This window comes from Streptomyces sp. NPDC091271, from assembly GCF_044757505.1.
GTDB lineage: Bacteria > Actinomycetota > Actinomycetes > Streptomycetales > Streptomycetaceae > Streptomyces.
The window spans coordinates 216,099-241,141 of the sequence record NZ_JBIVVD010000009.1 but is presented as its reverse complement, the minus strand read 5'-3'; the positions used below and the strand labels follow the sequence as shown (position 1 = coordinate 241,141).

Genomic DNA, 25,043 nt, shown 5'->3' with positions numbered 1-25,043 from the left:
AGATCCGACCGGACCGCATCACAGCAACCCGTCCCACATCTGCTCCAGCAGAACCGACCACCAGCCCTCCGGCGACGCCAGCGCCGCCGGATCGATCGCCACCAACTGCGCCTGGAAATCGACCGTCCAGCGACCCGCCTGCTCAGGATTCAACCCGAACCGCAACCGCCACATCCGGCCCAGCAACGCCATCGACCGCACGAACTCCGGCAGCCCCGTGTTCACGAACTGCGGCGGAACAGGCTGACCACCCGGACCCGCCTCCACCGGAACAGCCACGATGTTCGCCGTCCCGTACTGCACACAGATCGCCCGGCCGAAGTCCGAACCCATCACCAGATACGAACCCGCGTCCGACGCAGGCTGCACCTGACGCTGCCCCGCCAGCTCCGCCAGCGTCGGCACCACGGGATGACCCGGCTGCGCCCAGAAGAACGGCCCGAAATCAGCGGGCAGCCCCGCCCATACCAGCGTCCGCGCCACCACCTCGGGCACACCCTGACGCGACACCGCCCGCTGGTCGAACCGCAGCACACCAGGACCGAACGCCCCGTGCAACTCCTCCGCCAGCGCCTCCGGAGGCACAGCCGGCGCAGGCGGCATCTGCGGCAACGGCGCCCGCACCGGAGCCGGCCGCGCCGGACCGTCGGCCACCTGATGCAACTCACCCTGATGCGTCAGCAGATGCTGCATACCCTGCTGCCGGCTCGCATGATCCGTACCGTACGGCGCGACACTCGTGATCCGGACCTGCGGCCACGTCTCCCGGATCATCCGCGCACAGTAACCACCCGGAAGCTCACACGACTCCAGCTCCGTATGCAGCTCGATCACCTGCTGCGGCGGCACACCCATCCCACGCAGCTCATGCAGCATCTGCCACTCCGGATGCGGAGTACCCGGCGCCGAACGCCGGATCAGCTGCTGCTCACTGCCGTCGGCCGCACGGAAACGCAGCACTGCCTGATAGCCCGGACCGACCGTCGGCAGGCCCACCGGCTGCTGCGGATAGCCGTACGCCCCAGGAGGCGGCGGCGGAGTGTGCGGCCCCGGCGCCCCGGGAGGACCAGGAGGCCCCGGAGGACCCGGCGGCTGCGGCGCACCCGGACCGACCTGCCCCGGACCCGCCAGCATCGTCGCGGCATGGTGCACCCCGCCACCCGGAGGCGGCGTCGCACCCGGAGGCGGCGGAGGAGGACCGGGCGGCGGCGTGGAACCAGGAGGAGGCGGCGGAGGCGGCGGCGTCACACCCGGAGCACCCGCACCCGGCGCACCCGGAGGCCCGGGAGGAGCAGGAGGACCCGGCGGACCCGGAGGACGCGGCGGGCCCGGAGGACGCGGCGCGTTCGGGCCACCGATGCTCGCATCGGCGAACATCGTCGCGGCATGATGCAGCCCGCCACCCGGAGGCGGCGTGGAACCAGGAGGCCCGGGCGGACCAGGAGGTCCAGGCGGCTGCGCACCCGGAGGCGGCGTCTGCGAGACCAACTGCGTCGGCACATAACCACCCGCCGGCGCACCCGGCGCACCCGGCCCGGAAGGCGGCGGAGTCGCCCCCGGCCGCGCCCCCGGCATACCGGGCGCCCCGGGCGGCGGCGGAGTCGTCGACCCCGACCCCCGAGCACCCCGCGGCGGCACGACGGCCTTACTCGTCGCCGCGTCCGCGATGTCCCCCGCCCCGGGCCCAGGACGGGCAGAAGCCGGCCCAGCGGGCGCCGGAGCCGAAGGAGCAGGAGGAGCAGGAGCCGAGGGAACAGCGGGCGCAGAAGACCCCGGAGGCGGCGCCTGCGGGTCCAGCCCGGGCACCATCGCCGTCGCCGGCAGCTGACTGCCACCCGACATCAACGCCGTGGGCGCCTCCGCCGAAACGACCGGCGGCGGAGCCCCGTCATCGTCCGACCCCGAGAGCGGCGGCGCGAACACCGTCGCGGGCAACGGCACACCACCCTCGTCCGCACCCCCGTTCGTGTCCGTACCCGCCCAAGGCGTACCCCCGGCAGGCACCCCGTCGTTCGCCGTCGGCTCATGATCCCGCTGCCCACCGGCAGCCGGCCACGCCGACCCCGAACCCGCACCGGCCGGCGCCGGAACAGAAGGAGAAGGAGGACCAGGAACCGAAGGCGTCGCGGGAGCGGCAGACGGCGCATCCCCCTCCGCACGCCGATCCGGAATCCCCAGCTTGTCCGCCGCCTCCTGCAACCACTCCGGCGGCGTCAACAAGAACGACGTCTGATTCAGATCAATACGCTGCGGCGGCTCCGGAGCAGCCTCCGCCTCCGCGGAAACCCCGTAATCCTCCTCGTACCGCCGTATCACCTCACCCACCGGCAACCCCGGCCACAGCGTCGCCTCACCACTGTCCCGGGCGATCACCAGCCGCTGACGGCCCCCGTCCGAAACAGGCCCCTCCGCACGGTCCTCGGCCCACACCACGAAACCCAGCTCGAACTCACGAACCCGGACCTCACGGTGCTGATACGCGGGCACGTCACCGTTGACCCACTCATCCGCCCGCTCCTGCGCCTGCGCGAACGTCACCACCGCGCTCACCCCTCCACCGGGACGGCCCGCGCGAAGCCACCGTCCACCATCAGGTTCGCCACCGTCTCCAACTCCGGCGGATTACCCGCCAGACGCTGGAGGAACGCATCGAAATCCTCACCGCACGGCAACAGCAGCCGGTCCACCCGCTCCTGCACACCCCAGCCGTCCTGATCCCGCGCATCGTCGTACGCGCAGAACCACACCGACCCCACACCCCCACCACGCACCTTCACCGCCAGGATCCCGCCCTGGACAAAACCCACGCCCAGGAAATCCTTCGTGAAGTGATCACGCAGACACTTGTTCACATACACCAGATCATTCACAGCAGCTTCCTCACGCACCGTGAAGAACGGCTGATCCACCAGCAGACCCAGCTCCGCGTCCAACGCCGCACCCACCGGAGCCGAACCACCGGCCGCCTTCAGGAACGACCTGTACGCCCCCGGAAGGCGATACCCCAGATCCTCCTCGACACCCAGGATCTGCTGCTCACCCACCGCCACAGAACCCTTCGGCAGCCGGAAATGAGCAGGCCGCGTCTCCTGCAACGGCCGCGTGCCCCGACGGTTCTGATCCACCGCCGTCGTCGCCAGACCACCGTGATGCCGCAACAACGCCTTCACCTCGACCGGCACCAGCTCCATCCGCCGGCCACCCGCCACGTGATGCCACGTCCACCCGTGCGGAGTCGCCACCGCCGGAATCGTGTCCCACAGCTCATGACCGCTCGCCGCCAACGCCGCGTTCGCCGACACGTAATCCGTCAGCCGCAACTCGTCGACACCGAACCCCGGAGGCGGATCCGCGATCTCCGCGGCCGCGCGCGCGTACGGCGAAAGCACCGGAAAGCCGTTCCCGTCCACACGCACACCCCTGGGGTGGCGGGACGCCCGGACAGGATCCGGGAAATGCACGACCTGCCCGGCATAGGCCGCATTCGGTGGCGCGGCTTGCTGCCCGAGCCGACCTGTCGTCATGGCGGTTGCCCCCTGCTGCGTCTGGTGTTCCGCACAGCCTATGCGGTGACGCAACAACGCCCCCCGCCCCCGGCACCCCACTCACCGAGCGTCACCAACACGTGACGGACACGCGACAACCGAACCACCGGCCCACGACACGCAGACACGTTTCCCCGACCCAGCTTCCCCACCACCCTGCATATTTGGCAGGCTGTCCCCCGCAACTCGGGGGATTGCAGGGAGGGACACCAGCACATGCACACAGCACAAGCAGTCACATCCGGAGACCCGCGACTCAGCTGGAGCACCACCGAGACCGACAGACCGCCCCACCTCCACCACCGCCGCGACGGCATCCTGCCCGCGGTGGCCGCAGCCCTGTCCGTACGCGGAGAAACACTCACCTGCACCGCGGGCAAAGGCGACCAGCCACCCGTCCTCCACCCACTCGTACAGGACTTCCTCGACACCCTCACCAGCAACCAGCGCGAACGCTTCACCGGACGCTGCCCCGAAGCCATACTCCTGTCACGACAGCTCACCGCAGCCGACGACAGCCGCTCCAAACGAGCCCAGCGCAAACCACTCACCAACGGCGAAGCCCGCCGCGCACTCAAACACGCCCGCCTCACCGCCCGCCGCATCCGCGAGGACGGCGACCCCCTCCACGGCAGCTACGCACCCCCCTGCCGCTCCTGCACCGAGATGCTCGCCCACTTCGGCGTACGCCCCGTCGACCTCACCACCGGTGCGGCGACCACCGCCGAGAAGGGCTGAACCCCACCATGCACGACCTGCCCGGCCAGCAGCACCGCACCTCCACCACCCGCTTCCCCGTCGCCCTCGACGCCGCACTCCGCGACGCCGGATGGCAACCCGGCCGCTGGGACATCCGACAGGCCGAGGAATGGGCCGACGCCCTCCGCTCCCACGCCTCCCCCGCCGGCCACCAGCACGCCGTCTTCCCCGCAGCCGTCGAAGCCTGGGCCGAATTCGGCGGACTCCACATCACCTCGACCGCCCCCGGCCGCCACATCGCCACCACCACCGTGCACATCGACCCGCTCAGCGGACTCCACCTCGCACGCACACTCGGCGACCTGGGACGCGCACTCGAGACCGAAGTCGCCCCCCTCGGCGAAGAAGGCGACGCACAAGCAGTCCTCGCCATCGACAGCGAAGGACGCGTCTACTCCATCGACCACACCGGCGACTGGTACCTCGGCTCCGACATCGACCGCGCCCTCGAAACCCTCATCACCGGCGTACAGCCCACCCGCCTCACCTCAGGCTGACAACGCCCTACACCGCCCCGGCATCCGGCAGCACCGCCGACACCCGGAAACCCCCCGCATCCGTCGGCCCCGACACGAACACACCCCCCAGCCCCAGCACCCGCTCCCGCATCCCCACCAGACCGTTACCACCACTCGGCAGCCCCGCGTCCGCCGTCACACCGTCCGTCGGACCGTTCTCCACCTGCATCGCCACCTCCACCCCCCGATACGCGAGCCGCACCCACGTCTTCGCACCCGCCGCATGCTTGTGCACGTTCGTCAACGCCTCCTGCACCACCCGGTACGCCGTCTGCTCCACCTCCGGCGCATACGGACGCAGCTCCCCCTCCACCGACAGCTCCACCGTCATCCCCGCCTCACGGGACTGCGCCACCAACGCCTCCACCTCACGCAACCGCGGCCCGTCCTCAGCCACGACCGCGGCAGCGGCCGCAGCCGCACGCCCCACCGACGCCAACGGCACCTGCCCCACCGGCGGAGCCACCAGAGCATCCCCGCTCCGCAACACCCCGAGCATCTCCCGCAGCTCCGTCAAAGCCTGCCGGCCCATGTCCCCCACCAGCGCCGCGTTACGCACCGCCTTCGCCGGATCCTTCGGAGCCACCGCCTGCAACGCCGCCGCGTGCACCACCATCAGACTCACCCGGTGCGCCACCACGTCATGCATCTCCCGCGCGATCCGGCCCCGCTCCTCCGTACGCGCCCACTCGGCCCGCTCCTCCGCCCGGTCCGCCAGCAGCGACAGCTCCCGCTCCAGCGAATCCGCACGCTCCCGCAAGCTCTCCATCAGCCTGCGCCGCGCCCCGACATAGAGGCCGAAGAGCACCGAGGGCGCCGTCAGCCCCAGCGACATGAAGAGCGACACCACCGGGACGTACCAGAGCGGCCCGAACTCGGCATGATCAGTCACGCTCTGCCGCAGCCGCACGTACGACACGATGAACGTGCCGACGAGCGTCATCCCCGTCAGCACCACCGTGATCCTGCGCGGCACATCGGAAGCCGCAAGCGTGTACAGCCCGACGATCCCCATCAGGAAGCCCATCTCGGCCGGCGTCGTCGCTATCGACACCAGCACCACGGCGATCGGCCAGCGCCTGCGCAGCACCAGCACCGAACCCGCCAGCAGCCCGAAGAGCACCCCGAGCGGCACCGGCAGTCCGGTGTCCCCGGCGAACGCCACCCCCTCCAGCGCACACTCCAGCGCCGAAACCAGCGCCAGCCCCACGTCCAGGGCGACACCGCGCCGCCGCTCCCACCACCAGTAGCCGCGGGTGGTCGGACCCGCCGCTTCCCGGTCTGCCCCCGTTGCGGTCATGGCATCCAGCCTACGGGCGGACGCATCCCATTTTCCGGCGACTCCGTCAGCACGGAAAGTGACCGGTCGTACCGCAAAGGCGGGTAGATCGCACGATCCGGTGAATCGAGCACCCTTTCGACCCGGACGTCCGCATTCCGGACGACGCTGCTCATATGACACATGCCAGTGGCAAGTACGCGGACTTCGAGGGACTGCGGGAGAAGGCGGTCGCGCTGCGGCGGGAGGGGCTCAGCCGCCGCCAGATCCGCGACCGTCTCTGCATCGACAACAACGTCCTCCTCAACCGCCTCTTGGAGGGCGAGCCCGCTCCGGAGTGGACGAAGCGCCCGAACGCCAAGGACGACCTGCGCGAAAAGGCCCGGGAGCTACGGCTCCAGGGCATGACGTACGACCAGATCCAGGTGGAGCTGGGATGCTCGAAGGGGTCGATCTCGCTGTGGGTGCGGGACCTTCCGAAGCCGGAACGCAAGCGGACCCGGGAGGAGGCATCAGCCATCGCGCGGCGCGGCTGGGAGGCGACCCTTCAGCGCCGTGAAGCGGAGCGCCAGAAGACCAAGGGGGACGCAGCCACCGAGTTCGCGGCCATGACCGACCGGGAGCTACTCGCGGTCGGGGTCGCGCTCTACTGGGCTGAGGGCTCCAAGTCGAAGCCCCACCGACCACAGGAGAGGGTCACGTTCATCAACAGCGATCCGAACATGATCAAGGTCTTCCTCGCCTGGCTCCACCTCCTGGACGTCCCACCTGCACACCTGAAGTTCCACGTACACATCCACGAGTCAGCCAACGTGTCTGAGGCGGAGCAATTCTGGATGCATCAGGTCGGCCATGACTCCGGCTCATTCGGCAAGACCACGCTGAAGAGGCACAACCCCACCACCAACCGCAAGAACACCGGCGAGGGCTACCACGGATGCCTGGTGGTCCGCGTAAACAAGAGCGCGGAGCTATACCGTCGCATCGAGGGCTGGTGGTGCGGCATAGTAGATGCCACGCCGCCCGCCGGATGACCATTGTCCGATTTGACGGCGGCACTCGCCATCCCCTATGGTGTAATCGGCAACACGAGTTACTTTGGATAACTTGTTCCAGGTTCGAGTCCTGGTAGGGGAGCTTTGGCTACGGGCCCCGACCTCACGGTCGGGGCCCGCGCCAGTTTCGGGCACATGCGCCCCCGGTATCCTGCGGATGTCCACCACCCGAAGCCGAAGGGCACATCCGTGAGCGCCAACCGCCCGGCCGCCGTCGTCGTCCTCGCAGCGGGTGAGGGCACCCGCATGAAGTCGAAGACCCCCAAGGTCCTGCACGAGATCTCCGGGCGCTCGCTCGTCGGACATGTCGTCGCCGCCTCCCGTGAGCTCGACCCCCAGCACCTCGTCGTCGTGGTCGGCCACGCGAGCGAGCAGGTCACCGCGCACCTCTCCGCCGGGGACACCCCCGTACGCACCGCCTACCAGGCCGAGCAGAACGGCACCGGCCACGCGGTCCGTATGGGCCTGGAGGAGCTGGGCGGCGCCGTGGACGGCACCGTCATCGTCGTGTGCGGGGACACCCCGCTGCTCTCCGGCGAGACACTCTCCGCGCTGGCCTCCACCCACGAGGCCGACGCGAACGCCGTCACCGTGCTGACCGCCGAGGTCCCGGACTCCACCGGCTACGGCCGGATCGTCCGCGACGCGGCCACCGGTGCGGTCACGGAGATCGTCGAGCACAAGGACGCCACCGACGCGCAGCGCGCGATCCGGGAGATCAACTCCGGGGTCTTCGCGTTCGACGGCCGGCTGCTCGGCGAAGCGCTCGGCAAGGTGCGTACGGACAACAGCCAGGGCGAGGAGTACCTCACCGACGTGCTGTCGATCCTGCGCGAGGCGGGTCACCGCGTCGGCGCCTCGGTCGCCGGCGACCACCGGGAGATCCTGGGCATCAACAACCGGCTCCAGCTGGCCGAGGCCAGGCGTCTGCTGAACGAGCGGCTCCTGGAGCGCGCCATGCTGGCGGGCGTCACGGTCGTGGACCCGGCTTCGACGCTGATCGACGCGACGGTGACGTACGAGCGTGACGCGGTCGTGCACCCGGGGACGCAGCTGCTGGGCGCGACGCACCTCGCCGAGGACGCCGAGGTGGGCCCGAACTCCCGGTTGAAGGACACGGTCGTGCACGCGGGCGCGCGGGTGGACAACACGGTCTCGGACGGTGCCGAGGTGGGCCCCGGCGCGTCGGTGGGGCCGTTCGCCTATCTGCGGCCTGGGACGCGTCTGGGCGCGAAGGCCAAGGCGGGTACGTACGTCGAGATGAAGAACGCGACGATCGGTGAGGGCACGAAGGTGCCGCACCTGAGTTACGTCGGTGACGCGACGATCGGTGATCACACCAACATCGGTGCGGCGAGCGTGTTCGTGAACTACGACGGGGTGTCCAAGCACCACACGACGATCGGGTCCCACTGCCGGACCGGGTCGGACAATATGTTTGTGGCGCCTGTCACGGTCGGGGACGGCGTTTACACGGCCGCCGGTTCGGTCATCACCAAGGATGTGCCGGCGGGTTCGCTGGCCGTCGCGCGGGGCCAGCAGCGGAATATCGAGGGTTGGGTCGCCCGGAAGCGGCCCGGGAGCGCTGCGGCTCAGGCCGCTCAGGCCGCCTCGCAGGAGTCCGACGGCGAAAGCTGACCGGAAACAGGTGCGCCAAAGGCGGCGTACCGTGATACGTGCTCACCCATTTCGGCTGGCTCGTCGCACATCGGGACACATGCTGCGCGGGGCCAGATACACGTCTGAGGAGACTGTGCTGTGACCGGGATCAAGACGACCGGCGAGAAGAAACTGATGTTCTTCTCCGGCCGCGCCCACCCCGAGCTGGCCGAGGAGGTCGCGCATCAACTGGGTGTCGGCCTCGTGCCGACGAAGGCCTTCGATTTCGCCAACGGTGAGATCTACGTACGTTTCCAGGAGTCCGCCCGTGGCGCCGACTGCTTCCTGATCCAGAGCCACACGGCTCCGATCAACAAGTGGATCATGGAGCAGCTGATCATGCTGGACGCGCTGAAGCGCGCGTCGGCACGGTCGATCACGGTGATCGTGCCGTTCTACGGTTACGCCCGTCAGGACAAGAAGCACCGTGGCCGTGAGCCGATCTCGGCTCGTCTGATCGCGGATCTGATGAAGACGGCGGGTGCGGACCGCATCCTCACCGTGGATCTGCACACGGACCAGATCCAGGGCTTCTTCGACGGTCCGGTGGACCACTTGTTCGCGCTGCCGATCCTGGCGGACTACGTGGGTGCGAAGGTCGACCGTTCGAAGCTGACGATCGTCTCTCCGGACGCCGGCCGGGTGCGTGTCGCCGACCGTTGGTGCGACCGGCTGGACGCTCCGCTGGCGATCGTGCACAAGCGTCGCGACAAGGACGTGCCGAATCAGGTCAGCGTCCACGAGGTCGTCGGTAATGTCGAGGGCCGGGTGTGTGTGCTGGTCGACGACATGATCGACACGGGTGGCACGATCTGTGCCGCTGCGGACGCCTTGTTCGCGCACGGTGCCGAGGACGTCATAGTGACTGCCACGCACGGTGTGCTGTCGGGCCCGGCCGCGGACCGTCTGAAGAACTCGAAGGTGAGTGAGTTCGTCTTCACGGATACGCTGCCGACGCCGGGTGAGCTTGAGATCGACAAGATCACGGTGCTCTCGATCGCGCCGACGATCGCGCGTGCGGTGCGTGAGGTGTTCGAGGACGGTTCGGTGACGAGCCTCTTCGAGGAGCAGGGCGACTGACCGCCTGCGGGTGATCGACTTGGGGTGCGGCCTCCCCGCCGGGTAGACTGGACAAGTTGCTCGGCGAGGGAGGCCGTTCTCATGCGCAGGCGTGGGGCCGGTTGTCCGTTATCGACGCGCTCTTCGTAGCAGGCCTGTCGTGGGCCGGGTGACCATCGGTTTTCGTCACCTTACGTGTCACCTACGAGGAGTGCAGCATGGCTGAGATCAAGCTCGACGCATCGGTCCGTACGGAGTTCGGCAAGGGCGCTGCCCGTCGTACGCGTCGTGCCAACCTGGTTCCCGGGGTCGTCTACGGCCACGGTGCTGAGCCGGTTCACATCAACCTTCCGGGCCACGAGCTGCTTCTCGCTCTGCGTACCGCGAACGTCCTGATCGGTCTCGAGATCGACGGCAAGGACGCGCTGGTGATCCCGAAGGCCGTGCAGCGTAACGCCATCAAGGGCAACATCGAGCACGTCGACCTCCTCACGGTGAAGCGTGGCGAGAAGGTCGAGGTCGAGATCGCGGTGCACGTCGAGGGTGAGCTGGCCCCGGGCGCCAACCTTCTCGAGTACGTGCAGAACACGCTGCTCGTCGAGGCCGAGGCGACGCACATCCCCGAGTCCGTCACGGTCTCGATCGCGGGTCTGGACGCCGGTGACTCGATCCTGGCGAAGGACATCCCGCTGCCGAAGGGCTCCGTGCTCGCCGGTGACGAGGACGCCGTCGTGCTCCAGATCGTCTCCGCGCAGGCCGAGGAGCCGGCTGCTGAGGGCGCCGAGGGCGAAGGCGCCGAGGCCTGATCCTCGCCGCACCTGCTTGACTGACGGGGTGGCGGTTCCCTTCCGGGGGTTCCGCCGCCCCGTTTGCCTGTGTGGACTTCCCTGTATCGACCTGTCGCCCTGTTCTGTGCGCGCTGCGAGGAGACCGAGTTCTGATGTCCGACGTCACCGACCCCTGGCTGATCGTGGGTCTCGGTAATCCGGGTCCCGACTATGCGGCGAACCGGCACAATGTGGGTTTCATGGTGGCTGATCTGCTGGCGGAGCGGATCGGTGGGAAGTTCAAGCGGGCGCAGAAGGCGCAGGCTCAGGTGTTGGAGGGGCGGGTGGGTCCGCCCGGTCCGCTGAGCCGTCGTGTGGTGCTGGCGAAGCCGATGTCGTACATGAATCTGTCCGGGGGGCCGGTCACCGCGCTGCGGGATTTCTACAAGGTGCCCATGGACCACATCGTGGCCGTGCACGACGAGTTGGACGTCGATTTCGGGATGTTGCGGCTGAAGCTGGGTGGCGGTGACAACGGGCACAACGGGCTGAAGTCGATGACGAAGGCGATGGGTCCGGATTATCACCGGGTGCGGTTCGGGATCGGTCGGCCGCCGGGGCGGATGCAGGTCGCTGATTTCGTGCTGAAGGATTTCTCGTCGGCGGAGCGCAAGGAGCTCGCCTATCTGGTGGACCGGTCGGCGGATGCGGTGGAGTCGTTGTTGGCGGAGGGTTTGGAGCGGGCTCAGTCCGCGTACAACTCCTGACATTCCTGCTGCTTCTTGGGTGTTTTTCGGCCATAGGTTGACCGTTGGCAGGGCTCTGCCCAAGGATCGGCCCCCATGAAGCGGAGTTCCTCCCACCGGCTGGTGGCCCATGGGCGTACGTTCGCGGCGGGCTGTGTCGTCCTGTTGTTGCTGGTGGCGGGTGTGTGGTCGTCGTGGGAGAGCGCGCACCACATCGTTCTGGCGAAGGGCCGGGAGCACGGTTCGATGGCGGTGACGTCGTGCGGTGAGGACGCGTGCACGGGGTCGTTCTCGCCGGACGCGAGTTCGCAGGAGCGGTCGGAGGTGACGATCGAGCGGTCCGTGGCGGCGAAGAAGGGGGCTCGTTTCCCCGTTGTGGTGAAGCCCGGTACCGGTGAGGTCGTACGCACCGGGATGCCGGGTTTTCTGCATGCCTGGGTGCCGTTGGGTGGTGCGCTGGTGCTGGCCGCCCTGGTGATCGCCGGTGGTATGCGGCTGACGCGGACGGCGTGGGGTACCGGGGTCGCGGGTGCGGTCCTGTTGCTGGCGACGTTCATCGCCCTCTGACAGGACCGCACCCGCTCACGGGGTCAGCCGGTGTTGCGGAGGCCTGCGGCTACGCCGTTGACGGTGAGCAGCAGGGCTCGTGCGAGCAGCGGGTCGGGTTCGTCGCCGCGTTCGGCGGCCTGGCGCTGGCGTGCGAGGAGGGATACCTGGAGGTAGGAGATCGGGTCCAGGTAGGCGTCGCGGATGGCGAAGGTCTGCTGGAGCACCGGGCTGGTGCCGAGGAGTTCCTTGCCGCCGGTGACCTTGAGGACTTCCTGCACGGTGAGTTCGTGTTCGGCCTCGATGTCGGCGAAGACGTGCTTGAGCTCGTCGGGGACGAGGGTGTCGACGTAGTGCCGGGCGATGCGCAGGTCGGTCTTGGCGAGGGTCATCTCGACGTTGGAGATGAAGTTCTGGAAGAAGTGCCACTGTTCGTGCATTTCTTCGAGGACGGTGCCGAGGCCGGCTTCGCGTAGTGCCTTGAGGCCGGAGCCGACGCCGAACCAGCCGGGGACGATCTGGCGGGACTGGGTCCAGCCGAAGACCCACGGGATGGCCCGCAGGCCGTCGAGTGAGACGCCCGAGCCGGGGCGGCGGGAAGGCCGCGAGCCCAGGTGCAGGTCGGCGAGCTGGTCCACCGGGGTGGAGGCGAGGAAGTACGCGGGCAGGTCGGGGTCCTCGACCAGCTTGCGGTACGCGCCGTGGGCGGCGTCGGAGACGGTGTCCATGGCCGCGTCCCAGCGGGCCAGTGCCTCGTCGGACTGGCGGGGCGCGGTGTGCAGCGCGGAGGCCTGGAGGGTCGCCGCGACGGTCAGTTCCAGGTTCTCGCGGGCGAGTGCGGGGATGAGGTACTTGTCGGAGATGACCTCGCCCTGCTCGGTCACCTTGATCTCGCCCTCGAGCGTGCCCCAGGGCTGCGCGAGGATCGCGTCGTGGGAGGGGCCGCCGCCTCGGCCGACGGTGCCGCCGCGGCCGTGGAAGAGGCGCAGGCGTACGCCGTAGCGGTGGGCGACGTCGCGGAGGCGGCGCTGGGCGCGGTGGATCTCCCACTGGGAGGTGGTGATGCCGCCGAACTTGGAGGAGTCGGAGTAGCCGAGCATGACCTCCTGGACGTCGCCGCGGAGGGAGACGAGGCGGCGGTATGAGGGGTCGGCGAGCATTTCGTCGAGGATGACGTCGGCGGCCTTGAGCTCGTCGGTGGTCTCCAGGAGGGGGACGATGCCGATCTTGGCCCAGCCGCCGTGGAGGTCGAGGAGGCCGGCTTCGCGGGCGAGGACGGCTGCGGCGAAGACGTCGTCGGCGCCCTGGCACATCGAGATGATGTAGGACTCGATGACTTCGGGGCCGAAGCGCTCGAAGGCCTGGCTGATGGTGTGGAAGACGCCGAGGGTCTTCTCGCCGGCGGCGTCGAGCGGGGCCGGGGTGGGGGCGAGGGGGCGGCGTGAGCGGAGTTCCTTGGCGAGGAGCTTCTGCCGGTAGTCGCGGGGCATGTCGGTGTAGCGCCAGGATTCTTCGCCGAGGCGGTCGAAGAGCTGGCCGAGCGCGTGGTGGTGGGCGTCGGCGTGTTCGCGTACGTCCATGGTGGCGAGCTGGAGGCCGAACGCGGAGAGCGTGCGGATGGTGCGGTCCATCCTGCCGTCGGCGACGATGGCACCCTTGTGTTCGCGCAGCGAGGTCTGGATGAGGGCGAGGTCGGCGGTGAGCTCGGCGGTGCCGAGGTAGTCGCAGCCGGGGCGGTGCGGGGTGCCGGCGGCCAGTCGCTCGCGGGTGTTGACGAGCTTCTGGCGGATGCAGGTGGCCTTGAGCCGGTAGGGCTCTTCGGCGTTGAGCCGCTTGTAGCGGGGGCTGATCTCGGGGAGTCGCTCCAGGTCGGTCTGGAGGGAGGTGAGGAGCTCGTCGGTGGCTCCGGTGTAGCGGATGGAGTTGGAGAGGAGTCCGCGCAGTTCGTCGACGAGTTCGAGGGCGTCGGTGATGCCGTGTTCGTGCTGGAGGATGAGGACGTCCCAGGTGACGGCGGGCGTCACGTTGGGGTTGCCGTCGCGGTCGCCGCCGATCCAGGTGCCGAAGGTGAGGGGGCGGGTGCCGGGGGGCAGTTCGACGCCGACGCGCTCCAGTTCGGCGGCCAGGTCCTCCAGGACGTCGCCCACGGCGTTGGCGTGGAGTTCGTCGAGGTAGTAGATGGCGTTGCGGGCTTCGTCGGCGGGCTCGGGGCGGACGACGCGGAGTTCGTCGGTCTGCCAGATGAGGTCGATGTTCTCGGCGAGCCGGATGTCCTGGCGGCGCCGGTCGGCCTCGATGACGGGCGTTTCGAGGAGTGCGGCGATGCGGCGGAGCTTGTTCAGCACGGAGCGGCGCGCGGCCTCGGTGGGGTGCGCGGTGAAGACCGGCCGGACGTTGAGGTTCTTGACCGTCTCGCGCAGGTGTTCGGGGTCGGCGTCCTTGAGGCGGTCGGCGGTGCGGGCGAGGAGCCCGCCTTCGGCGGCCCGGCGGTCGCGCATCTCGTGGGCGCGGTGGACCTGCTCGGTGACGTTGGCGAGGTGGAAGTAGGTGGAGAAGGCGCGCACGAGCTGTGCGGCGGTCTCCAGGTCCGTGTCGCCGAGGAGCTCGGCTGCTGCCTCGCCGTCGGTGCGGGTCAGGGCGCGGACGCGTTCGACGAGGTCGAGGAGGTGCTGGCCCTCCTGTCGTACGAGGGTCTCGCCGAGGAGGTCGCCGAGGCGGCGGATGTCGGCCCGCAGTTCGGTGCTGGCGGCAGGGGTCTGGTCGGCACTGCTCACAGTGTGCGGCTCCTTGCAGTGGTTGAGCACGTCTGTCAGGGGGGCCGGGGCGCTCGCGGTGCTGACGGGTCACCCCGGTTATGCAGAGTGCGGACCGCGCTGTCCGACGGTCCCAGGATAGGTGTCCGGGGGTTCGGCGTGCTCGCTGCCCTGCTGGGTGGTCCCGATCGGGGGTACACGAAGGGCGGAGGCCGGTTCGCACACGGGTTGCCACGGTGGTGTCCTCGTGTTGTGGGCCTCTTCGCTGCCATACTTACGTTGCCGTAGGTTACGGAAGCGTAGCCCGCTCATACCGTCATATTTCCTCACCTCACGGGGGACTCCCCAATGCCCACCAGCCCCGATGTGATCGACGACGGCCTGCCGACCGCGGCAGGCGACTCCGCACTCTCCTCCGCCACGCTCGGCGGCGACAAGAAGCGTTCGGTCGAGCAGATCGCGCTGCTGCTGTTCATCGTGGTGCCGTTCGCGGCCCTGGTCGCGGCGGTGCCGCTGGCCTGGGGCCGTGGTGTCAGCTGGCTCGATCTGGGGCTGCTGGTCGTCATGTACTACTGGGGCTGCCACGGTGTGACGATCGGTTTCCACCGTTACTTCACGCACGGTTCGTTCAAGGCGAAGCGTCCGCTCCGTATCGTCCTGGCCGTCGCGGGTTCGATGGCGGTGGAGGGTCCGCTGGTGCGCTGGGTGGCCGACCACCGCAAGCACCACCGGTTCTCCGACGCCGAGGGCGATCCGCATTCGCCGTGGCGGTTCGGTGAGAACTTCCCGGCGCTGCTGAAGGGCCTGTGGTGGGCCCACATCGGCTGGATGTTCAACGAGGAGCAGACGCCGCAGCAGAAGTACGCCCCGGATCTGGTCAGGGACCCGGCGATCCGTGCGATCTCGCGTCACTTCCTCAGCTTCACGATTCTCTCGCTGGCGATCCCGCCCCTGGTCGGCGGCCTGGTCACGATGTCGTGGTGGGGCGCGTTCACCGCCTTCTTCTGGGGTTCGCTGGTCCGGGTCGCGCTGCTGCACCACGTGACGTGGTCGATCAACTCGATCTGTCACGCGGTCGGGAAGCGGCCCTTCAAGTCCCGCGACAGGTCGGGGAACGTGTGGTGGCTGGCTGTGCTCTCGTGCGGCGAGTCGTGGCACAACCTGCACCACGCGGACCCGACGAGCGCGCGGCACGGCGTGATGAGGGGCCAGATCGACTCCAGTGCGCGGCTGATCCGCTGGTTCGAGAAGCTGGGCTGGGCGCACGACGTCCGGTGGCCGGATGCTTCGCGTATCGCCTCCCGGCGCAAGCCCGCGGCCGCCGACCCTGCATGATTGACGACGTGGCGACCGACGGAAGTACCAGCGGCGAGAAGAGCAGGCCTGCCCCGACGAGAAGGGCCCGGCGGGTCCGGATGACGGGCAAGGAGCGCCGCGAGCAGCTTCTGGACATCGGCCGCACCCTCTTCGCCGACAAGGGCTTCGAGGGCACGTCGGTGGAGGAGATCGCGGCGCGGGCCGGGGTCTCCAAGCCGGTGGTGTACGAGCACTTCGGCGGCAAGGAGGGCCTGTACGCCGTCGTGGTCGACCGCGAGATGCGCCAGTTGCTGGATCTGGTGACGGGGGCGCTCACGGCCGGTCATCCGCGTGAGCTGCTGGAGCAGGCGGCGTTCGCGCTGCTCGACTACATCGAGACGTACACGGACGGTTTCCGGATCCTGGTCCGTGACTCGCCGGTCGCGCAGTCCACGGGCACCTTCGCGTCGCTGATCAGTGACATCGCGACGCAGGTCGAGGACATTCTGGGCCTGGAGTTCAAGGCCCGGGGCTTCGATCCGAAGCTGGCCCCGCTGTACGCGCAGGCCCTGGTGGGGATGGTGGCGCTGACCGGCCAGTGGTGGCTGGACGTGCGGAAGCCGAAGAAGGCGGAGGTCGCCGCCCATCTGGTGAATCTGGCGTGGCACGGGCTGGAGAACCTGGAGTCGAAGCCGCGGCTGATAGGCCACCGGAAGAGCTGAGGCCCGGCGCGTCACCCGTTGTGATGACGCCTGCGGATCCCCGGCCGTAGTGTGGTCGGCAGGGCACAGAATCCCGTCCATGGGAGGAACCATGACCGCCGAGCCGATCACCGGGCGCAGCAGCCGCTGGCCGGTGCCCCCGCAGGACGGATACACCGTGGACGACCTGTTCACGCTGCCCGATCTCCCGCCGCACACGGAATTGCTCGACGGGAGCCTGATCTTCGTGAGTCCGCAGCGCATTTTTCACAGCCTCATGATCGACCTGCTGACCTACGGGCTGCGCAGCGGTGCGCCCCGCGAGCTGAGGGTCGTGCGCGAGATGACCGTCGCCCTCGACCGCCGCAACGCCCCCGAGCCTGACCTCTGCGTCGTCCGGGCGGAAGCGGTGACCGGCCGGGAGCAGACCCGTTTCGAGGCGGCCGACGTGCTCCTCGCCGTCGAGGTGGTCTCCCCGGACTCCGAGGCGCGGGACCGTGACACCAAGCCGCAGAAGTACGCGGCGGCCGGCATCCCGAACTTCTGGCTGGTCGAGATGGCCGGGAGCGACAAGCACCCGGTCGTGCGGGTCTACGAGCTGGACCCGGTGAACAAGGCATACGCCCTGACGGGTATCCACCACGACCGGCTCAAGACCGGGGTTCCGTTCCCCGTCGACGTCGACATCTCGGCGGAGGCGCTCGACCGGCTCTGAGCGGTCACCCTGCGGTCCTGGCCACCGCGAAGATCCGGCGGAACGGGAAGACCGTGCCGTGCGGACCGGCCGGGTAGGCGGTGCGCAGCAGGTCGCGGTATTCGCTGAGGAACGCGTCGTGGGCGTCCGGATCGTCGGCGAGTGCGTCGAGGACGGGGCGCAGGCCGGTGCCCTTGACCCAGTCGAGGACGGGGTCCTCGCCCTGGAGGAGGTGCAGGTAGGTGGTCTCCCAGACGTCGACGGCCCGGCCGGGTGCGGTGAGGTGGTCCAGGTATTCGGCGGGGGTGTGCACGGCGTCCGAGTGGCGCAAGAGGCCGCCGAGGCGGTCGTGCCAGCGGGGTGAGCCGGCGAGTTCGCGCATGAGGGTGTGGCTGGGGGCGTCGAAGTTGCCGGGGACCTGGAAGGCGAGGGTGCCGCCGGGGGCGAGGGCGTCCAGCCAGTGGGGGAAGCGGGCGGTGTGGCCGGGGACCCACTGGAGCAGGGCGTTGGAGACGATGAGGTCGTACGTCTCGGTGGGCTCCCAGGTCGTGGCGTCGGCTTCGCTGAAGTCGAGGAGGGGCCCGGCGTGGGTGCGGGCGCGTTCGAGCATCTGGGGTGAGCTGTCGTAGCCGGTGATGCGGGCGCGGGGCCAGCGGGCGGCGAGGAGGGCGGTGACGTTGCCGGCGCCGCAGCCGAGGTCGGCGATCCGGGGTGCGGGTTCGTGCGGGAGGGGGCCGGTCCGGGCCAGGAGGTCGTGGAAGGGGCGGGTGCGGTGGTCCGCGTGGCGGAGATACTGCCGGGGGTCCCAGGTGGGTGCTGTCATGGGGTCAGGATCACCAAGAAAATCTCTTGATGTCAAGACACTTGAATTCAAGAGACTTCATGTCGAGGGACCCTCTACACTGATCGACATGGAGGACGAGGTCGACCGACTGGTCGCTGCATGGCGCCGCGAGCGCCCCGACCTCGACGTGGAACCACTCGAGGTCCTGAGCCGCGTCTCCCGCCTGGCCAGGCATCTCGACCGGGCCCGCAGGATCGCCTTCGCGGAGCACCAGCTGGAGCCCTGGGAATTCGACGTACTGACGTCCCTGCGCCGCGCCGGCGCCCCGTACCAGCTCTCCCCCGGCCAGCTACTGACCCAGACCCTGGTCACCTCGGGCACGATGACGAACCGCATCGACCGGCTGACCAAGAAGAATCTGGTGGAGCGGCTGCCCGACCCGAGCGACCGCCGCGGTGTCCTCGTCCGGCTCACCGACCTCGGACGCGACAAGGCCGACCAGTCGCTGGCCGGGCTGCTCGACCAGGAGCGGGCCATCCTGGGCGAGCTCTCCCGCCGGCAGCGGTCCGAACTGGCCGGACTGCTACGCCAGCTGACCGCCCCGTTCGACAACATCCCCGGTTAGCGCGGCCGGGCCCACCCCGGCCCGCCGGGCCAGCGCCACGGCTGCCAGCGTCGAGTGCACGCCCAGCTTCCCCAGCACGTTCTGCATGTGCGTACGCACCGTGTGCGGGGAGAGGAAGAGCCGCTCCGCGACCGCCTTACGGCCCAGGCCCGCCACCATGCAGCGCAGCACCTCGCGCTCGCGTGGCGTCAGCGACTCGACGAGCTGCTCGCTCTCGGTGCGGTGCTTGCGGGTCGCGGTCAGCTCCCGCAGGACACCGGTGAGCAGCGCGGCAGGCAGATGCGTCTCGTCGCGCAGCACACCCCGTATGACCGTCAGCAGCCGTTGCAGCGAGCAGTCCTTGGCGACCCAGCCCGAGGCACCGGCCTGCAGGGCCATCGCGGCCCGGCGCGGGTCGTCCTTCTCGGCGAGCACCACCGTACGGATCTGGGGCTGGCCCGAACGCACCCCCGCCACCAGCGATATGCCGTCCACCGGAGCGGTGGCGGGCGCGCCCTCCGGTGTGCCGCGCGGCGCGGGAACGGTGCGGGTGCCGCCTGTGGCGAGGATGCCCAGTTCGGCGTCGACCAGCATCACGTCGTAGCGGCGCCCCTCGGCGGCCGCACGCTCCAGACACCGCAGCGCGGCGGGGCCGCTGCCCGCCGCGGACACGTCGACGTCCGGTTCGGCCGCCAGGGCCGCCGCGAGGGACTCGGCAAAGATGCGGTGGTCGTCGACCACCAGAACCCGGATACGAGCCACAGACACCCCCATGCTGTGTGAGCTCCTGGGGCGCCCCGTTCATGGCCGGCCCCGACGGGGACGGACCACGGCGGATACGGCGCCCGGAGCACTCCGGTGGACCGTCGGCGCACGGCCGCCGCCGTGTGCCGGCCGGCCACCCGCTCCGGGCGCCGTACCCGACTGTCTCGTCCCCTGAAACGGCACCGGCCCCCACCGGTGCTGCGCATCAGCCTACGGCGGGCGGTGGGCGGCGGAAGGCGATTCGCAGAACTGACCGCCCCAGGTGTTCAGGGTGTTGTTCATGTTCCGTGTCGAGACCGAAGCAGACAGAGAACGTCGTATTCTGCCGGATCGTCGGCCTCGGCCTCGGCGCGCGGCTGCTCGCCGAGGCGGAGCGCCTCCCGGGTCTCGTGGATTTCATCCTGCTCAGGCAGCTGGAGCGATCCGCCTGCCCCCCGCCGAGGGAACCGCCGGGAAGATCCCCGGGGCGGCGTGACCGGCCGAGGTGAAGGCCTCGGAGACGGCCTTGGCGACGGTGTCCTCCATCGCCTCCTCCACCAGCACGATCGCCGAGCCGCCGAAGCCGCCCCCGGTCATCCTGGCTCCGAGCGCCCCGGCGTCGTTCGCCGCGGAGACCACGAGGTCCAGCTCCGGGCAGGAGACCCGCAGGTCGTCGCGGAGCGAGGCATGGCCCTCGTTGAGGACCGGGCCCGCCGCGCGCACCTCGCCCGCGTCGAGCAGCGCGATGACCTGCTCCACCCGGTGGTTGTCGCTCACCACATGGCGGACGTAGCGCACGACCGACTCGTCCTCACCGGCCGCCACGAGGGTCTCCAGCGCGGCGTCCAGGTCCTCGTAGGGAAGGTCGCGGAGGGTTCCGATGCCGAGCGCGCGGGCTCCCGCCTCGCAGCCGGCCCGGCGTTCGGCGTACGCGCCGTCGCCCAGGGCGTGCTTGACGCGGGTGTCGACGACCAGCAGCTTCAGTCCGTGCGCGGCCAGGTCGAAGGGGACCTGGCGCAGGGTGAGGTCGCGTGTGTCGAGGTGCAGCGCGTGGCCCTCGGTGCAGCACGCGGAGGCCATCTGGTCCATGACGCCGCAGGGCACACCGACGAACGCGTTCTCGGCCCGCTGTCCGAGCACGGCGATCTCGGGGGCGCTCAGGCCCAGCTGGAAGACGTCGTTCAGGGCGAGCGCGGTGACGACCTCCAGGGCGGCCGAGGAGGAGAGGCCCGCGCCGACCGGGACGGTGGAGGTGAGCTGTATGTCCGCGCCGGTGACGTCGTGGCCGGCCTCGCGGAGAGCCCAGACGACGCCGGCGGGGTAGGCGGCCCAGCCGTGGCCCGAGTGCGGGGTCAGTTCGTCGACGCGCAGGGAGACGACTCCGCCCGGTACGTCGGTTGAGTGCAGGCGCAGCAGTCCGTCGGTGCGGCGGGCGACGGCCGCGCGTGCGGTGTGGGGGAGGGCGAGCGGCATGACGAAGCCGTCGTTGAAGTCGGTGTACTCACCGATCAGGTTCACTCGTCCGGGTGCGGCCCAGATCCCTTCGGGGGCGGTCCCGTAGAGCTCGGTGAAGGAGGCGGTGAGCTCGGCGTTGTCGGTCATGGCGCGGTGGGCTCCTCTCGGCGGGCGAACGTCCACGCGTCGGCGACGATGGCGGCCAGGTCGGCGCGCGACGGCTGCCAGCCGAGCCGCTCCCTGGCGGTGGCGGCGGAGGCGACGAGGACGGCCGGGTCGCCGCCGCGCCGGGGTGCGGCGGTCTCCGGGACGGGGTGGCCGGTGACCTGGCGGACGGTCTCGATCACCTCGCGTACGGAGAAGCCGTTGCCGTTGCCGAGGTTGCAGATGAGGTGTTCGCCCGCGGCGGCCGCTTCGAGGGCCAGCAGGTGGGCCTCGGCGAGGTCGGCGACGTGGATGTAGTCGCGTACGCAGGTGCCGTCGGGGGTCGGGTAGTCGTCGCCGTAGACGGAGATCGACTCGCGCTGCCCGAGGGCGACCTGGAGGACCAGCGGGATGAGGTGCGACTCGGGGTCGTGGCGTTCGCCGTGGCTGCCGTAGGCCCCGGCGACGTTGAAGTAGCGCAGGGAGACCGCCGCCAGGCCGTGCGCGGCGGCCTCACCGGTGATCATGTGGTCGACGGCGAGCTTGGACGCGCCGTACGGGTTGGTGGGCGCGGTGGGGTCCGACTCGGTGATGGGGCTGGAGACGGGTTCCCCGTACGTCGCCGCGGTGGAGGAGAAGACGAGGGTGCGCACCCCGGCGTCGCGCATGGCGGCGAGGAGGGCGGTGGTGCCGCCGACGTTGTTGACCCAGTACTTCTCCGGGTCGACGACGGACTCGCCGACCTGGGAGAAGGCCGCGAAGTGCAGCACTCCGTCGTAGCTGGCGTCCAGCCACTTCGCGGCGTCCTGGATGCGGCCCCTGATGAACTCGGCGCCCTGCGGGACTCCCTCGCGGAAGCCGGTCGACAGGTCGTCGAGGACGGTCACGGTGTGACCGGCCTCCAGCAGATGTGCGGCGACGACACCGCCGACATATCCCGCGCCGCCCGTCACCAGGTACTTCTTGCCGGTGTTACTCACTCGCTCGCTACCTCTCGCAGTCGCTGGGCCGCGGCCTCCGGCGGCACGTCGTTGATGAAGACGCCCATGCCGGACTCGGAGCCCGCGAGGAACTTCAGCTTGCCGGTGGTCCGCCTGATGGTGAAAAGCTCGAGGTGCAGCCCGAACTCCTCACGCCCGGGGACCCTGAAGGGTGCCTGGTGCCAGGCGGAGATGTACGGGGTCGGCGGCTCGCCGGGGCCGAAGATCCGGTCGAATCGCCTCAAGAGTTCCAGATAGAGCTGTGGGAATTCCGTGCGTGCGGCCTCGTCGAGTTCCCGCAGGTCGGGGACGCGGCAGCGCGGGTGGAGGTGGACCTCGTACGGCCAGTGGGCTGCGTACGGCACGAAGGCGACCCAGTGCTCGCCCTCCAGGACGATGCGGTCGCCGTCGGCCAGCTCGCGGGCGACGACGTCGTCGAAGAGGTTGCGGCCGGTCTCGGCGCGGTGGGTCTCCATCGAGCGGAGCATCTGCTCGGTGCGCGGGGTGACGAAGGGGTAGCCGTAGATCTGCCCGTGCGGGTGGCCGAGGGTGACGCCGATCTCGGCGCCCCGGTTCTCGAAGCAGAACACCTGGGTGACCTGCGGGAGCTCGGCGAGGTCGGCGGTGCGGTCGGTCCAGGCCTCCAGGACCAGGGCGGCCTGTTCCTCGGTGAGGCCGGCGAAGGAGACGTCGTGGTCGGAGGTGAAGCAGACGACCTCGCACCGGCCGGAGTCACCGGCGAGGGAGGGGAAGCGGTTCTCGAAGACGGCGACGTCGTAGTCGGTGTCGGGGATCTCGCTGAGCCTGCCCTCCTGCGAGGGGCAGAGCGGGCACTCGTCGGCCGGCGGGTGGTAGGTGCGCCCCTGCCGGTGCGAGGCGATGGCGACCGAGTCACCGAGCAGCGGGTCGCGGCGGATCTCCGAGGACGTCGAGACGGCATCCAGCGGCCGCAGGTCGACGGCGTCGCGGACGGTGTCGTCCGCGGAGTCGTAGTAGATCAGCTCACGGCCGTCGGCGAGGGTCGTAACCGTCTTCTTCACCAGGCTCCTCCATGTAACGCCCTCCAAACATAACCGCACATAACAAATCACAACTCAACACGCCAGTCAATGCTGACGAGCCCTGTGGGCAGCCTGTGCGCGAAGGTCGGCCAGACCCGGACATTTCATACTGCGCGATCACGATCAAACAAAGAACGTCATGTGACCTGTTCATTTTCTGAACACATAGGCGTAGGTTCCGACGGGTTCAGTTCGCGCAACGAAGCGAGTACCCCCCATGCAATATCTGGCCGAAGGGCTCCGGCTCCCTACGAACGGGCTCGATTACACAATCCTGGCGATCTACTTCGTCGTGGTGCTCGGCATCGGCTTCGCCGCCCGGGCCAGTGTGAAGACGAGCCTCGACTTCTTCCTGTCCGGACGGTCCCTGCCTGCCTGGGTGACCGGCCTGGCCTTCGTCGCGGCGAATCTCGGGGCGACCGAGATCCTCGGAATGGCGGCGACCGGCGCGCAGTACGGCGTCGCGGTCGTCCACTGGTACTGGATCGGCGCCATCCCCGCCATGGTCTTCCTCGGCCTGGTGATGATGCCGTTCTACTACCGGTCGAAGGTCCGCTCCGTACCGGAGTTCCTGCTGCACCGCTTCGACAAGTCGGCGCACCTGCTGAGCTCCATACTCTTCGCCTTCTCGGCGATCCTGATCGCGGGCGTGAACCTCTACGCCCTGTCGATCGTCGTGGAGGCGCTCCTCGGCTGGCCGCAGTGGGTCGCGATCGTGGTCGCGGGCCTCTTCGTGCTGATCTACATCACCATCGGCGGTCTCTCCTCGGCGATCTACAACGAGGTGCTGCAGTTCTTCGTCATCCTCGCCGCGCTGATCCCGATCACCCTGCTGGGCCTCAAGCGCGTCGGCGGCTGGGACGGCCTGAGCGGCTCGCTGGAGAAGCAGCACGGCGCCGACTTCATGACCGCCTGGGGCGGTACCGGCATCGGTGACGCCAACCCGCTCGGCGCCAACTGGCTGACGATCATCCTCGGCCTCGGCTTCGTGCTCTCCTTCGGCTACTGGACCACCAACTTCGCCGAGGTGCAGCGCGCCCTGTCCGCGAAGAACCTCTCGGCCGCCAAGCGCACCCCGCTGATCGCCGCCTTCCCGAAGATCTTCATCGTCTTCGTGGTGATGATCCCGGGTCTGGTCGCCGCCGTGATCGTGCCCAAGATCGGCACACCCGGCTCGGACCTCACGTACAACGACGCCATTCCGCTGCTGATGCAGGAGCTCCTGCCCAACGGTGTGCTCGGCATCGCGGTGACCGGTCTGCTGGCCGCGTTCATGGCCGGTATGGCCGCCAACGTGTCGTCGTTCAACACGGTGTTCACCACGGACATCTGGCAGCGGTACGTGAAGAAGGACCAGCCGGACGCGTACTACCTGAAGTTCGGGCGGCTGATCACCGCGGTGGGTGTGCTCGCCTCGATCGGCACGGCGTTCATCGCGGCCAGCTTCTCCAACATCATGACGTACCTGCAGACGCTGTTCTCCTTCTTCAACGTCCCGCTGTTCGTCGTCTTCATCATCGGCATGTTCTGGAAGCGCGCCTCGATGAAGTCGGGTGTCTGGGGCCTGCTGGCGGGCACCACCGCCGCGATGGTCAACTACTTCGTGATCTACAAGCAGGGCATCATCGACATCCCGTCCGACCAGGGCGCCAACTTCGTCTCCGCCATCGTCGGATTCGTCGCCGGTGCGGTCGTCATGGTCGCCGTCACCCTGTTCACGGCCCCCAAGCCGGAGGCCCAACTGGCCGGTCTGGTCTACGGCACGGAGTCCCCGGATGCCGACGAGGCGCCGGACGAGGGCGACAACGCCTGGTACCGCAAGCCCGCGCTGCTCGGCTGGGGCGCCATCGTCCTCGCCACCCTCTGCTACCTGCCCTACTCGCTCTGATCGGAG

At 69.3% G+C, this 25,043-nt stretch carries 22 protein-coding genes and 1 tRNA gene; 14 read left to right on the top strand and 9 right to left on the bottom strand.

The annotated features are described in order from the left end of the window. Positions 1-18: 18 nt before the first annotated feature. On the bottom strand, positions 19-2,550 hold the full coding sequence (locus ACIQM3_RS33385; protein WP_401631028.1) for an SUKH-4 family immunity protein: 2,532 nt from the start codon (positions 2,548-2,550) through the stop codon (positions 19-21). After that, entirely contained in the window at positions 2,547-3,524 is a 978-nt protein-coding gene (locus tag ACIQM3_RS33380) for an SMI1/KNR4 family protein (protein WP_401631026.1), read from the bottom strand. Before ACIQM3_RS33380 ends, ACIQM3_RS33385 begins: the two co-directional genes overlap by 4 nt. A 237-nt stretch (positions 3,525-3,761) precedes the next feature. Between ACIQM3_RS33380 and ACIQM3_RS33375 the strand changes: the two genes are divergently transcribed. Both ACIQM3_RS33375 and ACIQM3_RS33370 read left to right on the top strand, forming a co-directional pair. Beyond that, positions 3,762-4,283: a YwqJ-related putative deaminase gene (locus tag ACIQM3_RS33375; RefSeq protein WP_401631024.1), complete on the top strand. Its 522-nt coding sequence runs from the start codon at positions 3,762-3,764 to the stop codon at positions 4,281-4,283. Positions 4,284-4,291: 8 nt separating this feature from the next. Beyond that, on the top strand, positions 4,292-4,801 hold the full coding sequence (locus tag ACIQM3_RS33370; RefSeq protein ID WP_401631022.1) for an SUKH-3 domain-containing protein: 510 nt from the start codon (positions 4,292-4,294) through the stop codon (positions 4,799-4,801). Between the two features lie 7 nt (positions 4,802-4,808). Here the strand turns inward: ACIQM3_RS33370 and ACIQM3_RS33365 are convergent, their stop codons facing one another. Next, positions 4,809-6,122 carry a sensor histidine kinase gene (locus ACIQM3_RS33365; RefSeq protein WP_401631020.1) on the bottom strand — a complete coding sequence of 438 codons (1,314 nt, stop codon included), beginning with the start codon at positions 6,120-6,122 and terminating at the stop codon, positions 4,809-4,811. 155 nt (positions 6,123-6,277) lie between these two features. On the opposite strand from ACIQM3_RS33365, the gene ACIQM3_RS33360 reads away from it, so the two are divergent. From ACIQM3_RS33360 to ACIQM3_RS33330, 7 genes are all read left to right on the top strand, one after another. Then, positions 6,278-7,135 (top strand): hypothetical protein, encoded by an 858-nt coding sequence (locus tag ACIQM3_RS33360; protein ID WP_401631018.1) that lies wholly within the window; start codon positions 6,278-6,280, stop codon positions 7,133-7,135. A gap of 31 nt (positions 7,136-7,166) precedes the next feature. Further along, positions 7,167-7,238: transfer RNA gene (locus ACIQM3_RS33355), tRNA-Gln, on the top strand. Positions 7,239-7,345: 107 nt separating this feature from the next. Continuing rightward, positions 7,346-8,794: a bifunctional UDP-N-acetylglucosamine diphosphorylase/glucosamine-1-phosphate N-acetyltransferase GlmU gene (gene glmU, locus ACIQM3_RS33350; protein ID WP_401631016.1), complete on the top strand. Its 1,449-nt coding sequence runs from the start codon at positions 7,346-7,348 to the stop codon at positions 8,792-8,794. A gap of 120 nt (positions 8,795-8,914) precedes the next feature. After that, positions 8,915-9,895, top strand: a complete 981-nt coding sequence (locus ACIQM3_RS33345; protein WP_385487443.1) for a ribose-phosphate diphosphokinase — start codon at positions 8,915-8,917, stop codon at positions 9,893-9,895. Between the two features lie 197 nt (positions 9,896-10,092). Then, a complete protein-coding gene (locus ACIQM3_RS33340) occupies positions 10,093-10,680 on the top strand; it encodes a 50S ribosomal protein L25/general stress protein Ctc (RefSeq protein WP_401631014.1) in 588 nt (195 codons plus the stop codon). Positions 10,681-10,814: 134 nt separating this feature from the next. Then, the gene (pth, locus tag ACIQM3_RS33335; RefSeq protein ID WP_401631012.1) at positions 10,815-11,408 is read left to right on the top strand and encodes an aminoacyl-tRNA hydrolase; all 594 of its coding nucleotides are present in this window, start codon (positions 10,815-10,817) and stop codon (positions 11,406-11,408) included. 75 nt (positions 11,409-11,483) lie between these two features. Next, positions 11,484-11,954, top strand: coding sequence for a hypothetical protein (locus ACIQM3_RS33330; protein ID WP_401631011.1), 471 nt, complete (start codon positions 11,484-11,486; stop codon positions 11,952-11,954). Positions 11,955-11,977: 23 nt separating this feature from the next. Here the strand turns inward: ACIQM3_RS33330 and ppc are convergent, their stop codons facing one another. After that, complete coding sequence (gene ppc / locus ACIQM3_RS33325; protein ID WP_401631009.1) at positions 11,978-14,707, bottom strand: phosphoenolpyruvate carboxylase; 2,730 nt, start codon at positions 14,705-14,707, stop codon at positions 11,978-11,980. Positions 14,708-15,034: 327 nt separating this feature from the next. Here ppc and ACIQM3_RS33320 point away from each other — a divergent pair, with 327 nt between their 5' ends. The 3 genes from ACIQM3_RS33320 to ACIQM3_RS33310 all read left to right on the top strand — a co-directional run bounded on the left by ACIQM3_RS33320 (position 15,035) and on the right by ACIQM3_RS33310 (position 17,398). Next, positions 15,035-16,021, top strand: coding sequence for an acyl-CoA desaturase (locus tag ACIQM3_RS33320; RefSeq protein WP_401631007.1), 987 nt, complete (start codon positions 15,035-15,037; stop codon positions 16,019-16,021). After that, on the top strand, positions 16,018-16,704 hold the full coding sequence (locus tag ACIQM3_RS33315) for a TetR/AcrR family transcriptional regulator (RefSeq protein WP_099177320.1): 687 nt from the start codon (positions 16,018-16,020) through the stop codon (positions 16,702-16,704). The genes ACIQM3_RS33320 and ACIQM3_RS33315 overlap by 4 nt, the downstream gene beginning before the upstream one ends. A 91-nt stretch (positions 16,705-16,795) precedes the next feature. After that, positions 16,796-17,398 carry a Uma2 family endonuclease gene (locus ACIQM3_RS33310; RefSeq protein WP_401631273.1) on the top strand — a complete coding sequence of 201 codons (603 nt, stop codon included), beginning with the start codon at positions 16,796-16,798 and terminating at the stop codon, positions 17,396-17,398. A gap of 4 nt (positions 17,399-17,402) precedes the next feature. Here the strand turns inward: ACIQM3_RS33310 and ACIQM3_RS33305 are convergent, their stop codons facing one another. After that, the gene (locus tag ACIQM3_RS33305; RefSeq protein ID WP_401631005.1) at positions 17,403-18,200 is read right to left on the bottom strand and encodes a trans-aconitate 2-methyltransferase; all 798 of its coding nucleotides are present in this window, start codon (positions 18,198-18,200) and stop codon (positions 17,403-17,405) included. An 88-nt stretch (positions 18,201-18,288) separates the two neighbouring features. Here ACIQM3_RS33305 and ACIQM3_RS33300 point away from each other — a divergent pair, with 88 nt between their 5' ends. Further along, positions 18,289-18,786: a MarR family winged helix-turn-helix transcriptional regulator gene (locus ACIQM3_RS33300; RefSeq protein WP_401631003.1), complete on the top strand. Its 498-nt coding sequence runs from the start codon at positions 18,289-18,291 to the stop codon at positions 18,784-18,786. Here ACIQM3_RS33300 and ACIQM3_RS33295 read toward each other — a convergent pair. The 4 genes from ACIQM3_RS33295 to galT all read right to left on the bottom strand — a co-directional run bounded on the left by ACIQM3_RS33295 (position 18,745) and on the right by galT (position 23,128). After that, positions 18,745-19,539, bottom strand: a complete 795-nt coding sequence (locus ACIQM3_RS33295; RefSeq protein ID WP_401631002.1) for a LuxR C-terminal-related transcriptional regulator — start codon at positions 19,537-19,539, stop codon at positions 18,745-18,747. The genes ACIQM3_RS33300 and ACIQM3_RS33295 overlap by 42 nt on opposite strands. Positions 19,540-19,935: 396 nt before the next feature. Further along, on the bottom strand, positions 19,936-21,111 hold the full coding sequence (gene galK, locus ACIQM3_RS33290; protein ID WP_401631000.1) for a galactokinase: 1,176 nt from the start codon (positions 21,109-21,111) through the stop codon (positions 19,936-19,938). Further along, positions 21,108-22,088: a UDP-glucose 4-epimerase GalE gene (galE, locus tag ACIQM3_RS33285; RefSeq protein ID WP_401630998.1), complete on the bottom strand. Its 981-nt coding sequence runs from the start codon at positions 22,086-22,088 to the stop codon at positions 21,108-21,110. The genes galK and galE overlap by 4 nt, the downstream gene beginning before the upstream one ends. After that, on the bottom strand, positions 22,085-23,128 hold the full coding sequence (gene galT / locus ACIQM3_RS33280; protein WP_401630996.1) for a galactose-1-phosphate uridylyltransferase: 1,044 nt from the start codon (positions 23,126-23,128) through the stop codon (positions 22,085-22,087). Before galT ends, galE begins: the two co-directional genes overlap by 4 nt. A 238-nt stretch (positions 23,129-23,366) precedes the next feature. Here galT and ACIQM3_RS33275 point away from each other — a divergent pair, with 238 nt between their 5' ends. Continuing rightward, positions 23,367-25,037: a sodium:solute symporter family protein gene (locus ACIQM3_RS33275; RefSeq protein WP_401630994.1), complete on the top strand. Its 1,671-nt coding sequence runs from the start codon at positions 23,367-23,369 to the stop codon at positions 25,035-25,037. Positions 25,038-25,043 lie beyond the last annotated feature (6 nt).

What these genes read in the sequence shown, in the direction of transcription:
- ACIQM3_RS33275 (WP_401630994.1), top strand. Translation starts at nt 23,367, where the DNA reads ATGCAATATCTGGCCGAAGGGCTCCGGCTCCCTACGAACGGGCTCGAT.
- ACIQM3_RS33315 (WP_099177320.1), top strand. Translation starts at nt 16,018, where the DNA reads ATGATTGACGACGTGGCGACCGACGGAAGTACCAGCGGCGAGAAGAGC.
- ACIQM3_RS33305 (WP_401631005.1), bottom strand. Translation starts at nt 18,200, where the DNA reads ATGACAGCACCCACCTGGGACCCCCGGCAGTATCTCCGCCACGCGGAC.
- ACIQM3_RS33295 (WP_401631002.1), bottom strand. Translation starts at nt 19,539, where the DNA reads ATGGGGGTGTCTGTGGCTCGTATCCGGGTTCTGGTGGTCGACGACCAC.
- ACIQM3_RS33340 (WP_401631014.1), top strand. Translation starts at nt 10,093, where the DNA reads ATGGCTGAGATCAAGCTCGACGCATCGGTCCGTACGGAGTTCGGCAAG.
- ACIQM3_RS33375 (WP_401631024.1), top strand. Translation starts at nt 3,762, where the DNA reads ATGCACACAGCACAAGCAGTCACATCCGGAGACCCGCGACTCAGCTGG.
- ACIQM3_RS33310 (WP_401631273.1), top strand. Translation starts at nt 16,796, where the DNA reads ATGACCGCCGAGCCGATCACCGGGCGCAGCAGCCGCTGGCCGGTGCCC.
- ACIQM3_RS33380 (WP_401631026.1), bottom strand. Translation starts at nt 3,524, where the DNA reads ATGACGACAGGTCGGCTCGGGCAGCAAGCCGCGCCACCGAATGCGGCC.
- galK (WP_401631000.1), bottom strand. Translation starts at nt 21,111, where the DNA reads ATGACCGACAACGCCGAGCTCACCGCCTCCTTCACCGAGCTCTACGGG.
- ACIQM3_RS33360 (WP_401631018.1), top strand. Translation starts at nt 6,278, where the DNA reads ATGACACATGCCAGTGGCAAGTACGCGGACTTCGAGGGACTGCGGGAG.
- ACIQM3_RS33370 (WP_401631022.1), top strand. Translation starts at nt 4,292, where the DNA reads ATGCACGACCTGCCCGGCCAGCAGCACCGCACCTCCACCACCCGCTTC.
- ACIQM3_RS33365 (WP_401631020.1), bottom strand. Translation starts at nt 6,122, where the DNA reads ATGACCGCAACGGGGGCAGACCGGGAAGCGGCGGGTCCGACCACCCGC.
- pth (WP_401631012.1), top strand. Translation starts at nt 10,815, where the DNA reads ATGTCCGACGTCACCGACCCCTGGCTGATCGTGGGTCTCGGTAATCCG.
- ACIQM3_RS33330 (WP_401631011.1), top strand. Translation starts at nt 11,484, where the DNA reads ATGAAGCGGAGTTCCTCCCACCGGCTGGTGGCCCATGGGCGTACGTTC.
- ACIQM3_RS33300 (WP_401631003.1), top strand. Translation starts at nt 18,289, where the DNA reads ATGGAGGACGAGGTCGACCGACTGGTCGCTGCATGGCGCCGCGAGCGC.
- ACIQM3_RS33320 (WP_401631007.1), top strand. Translation starts at nt 15,035, where the DNA reads ATGCCCACCAGCCCCGATGTGATCGACGACGGCCTGCCGACCGCGGCA.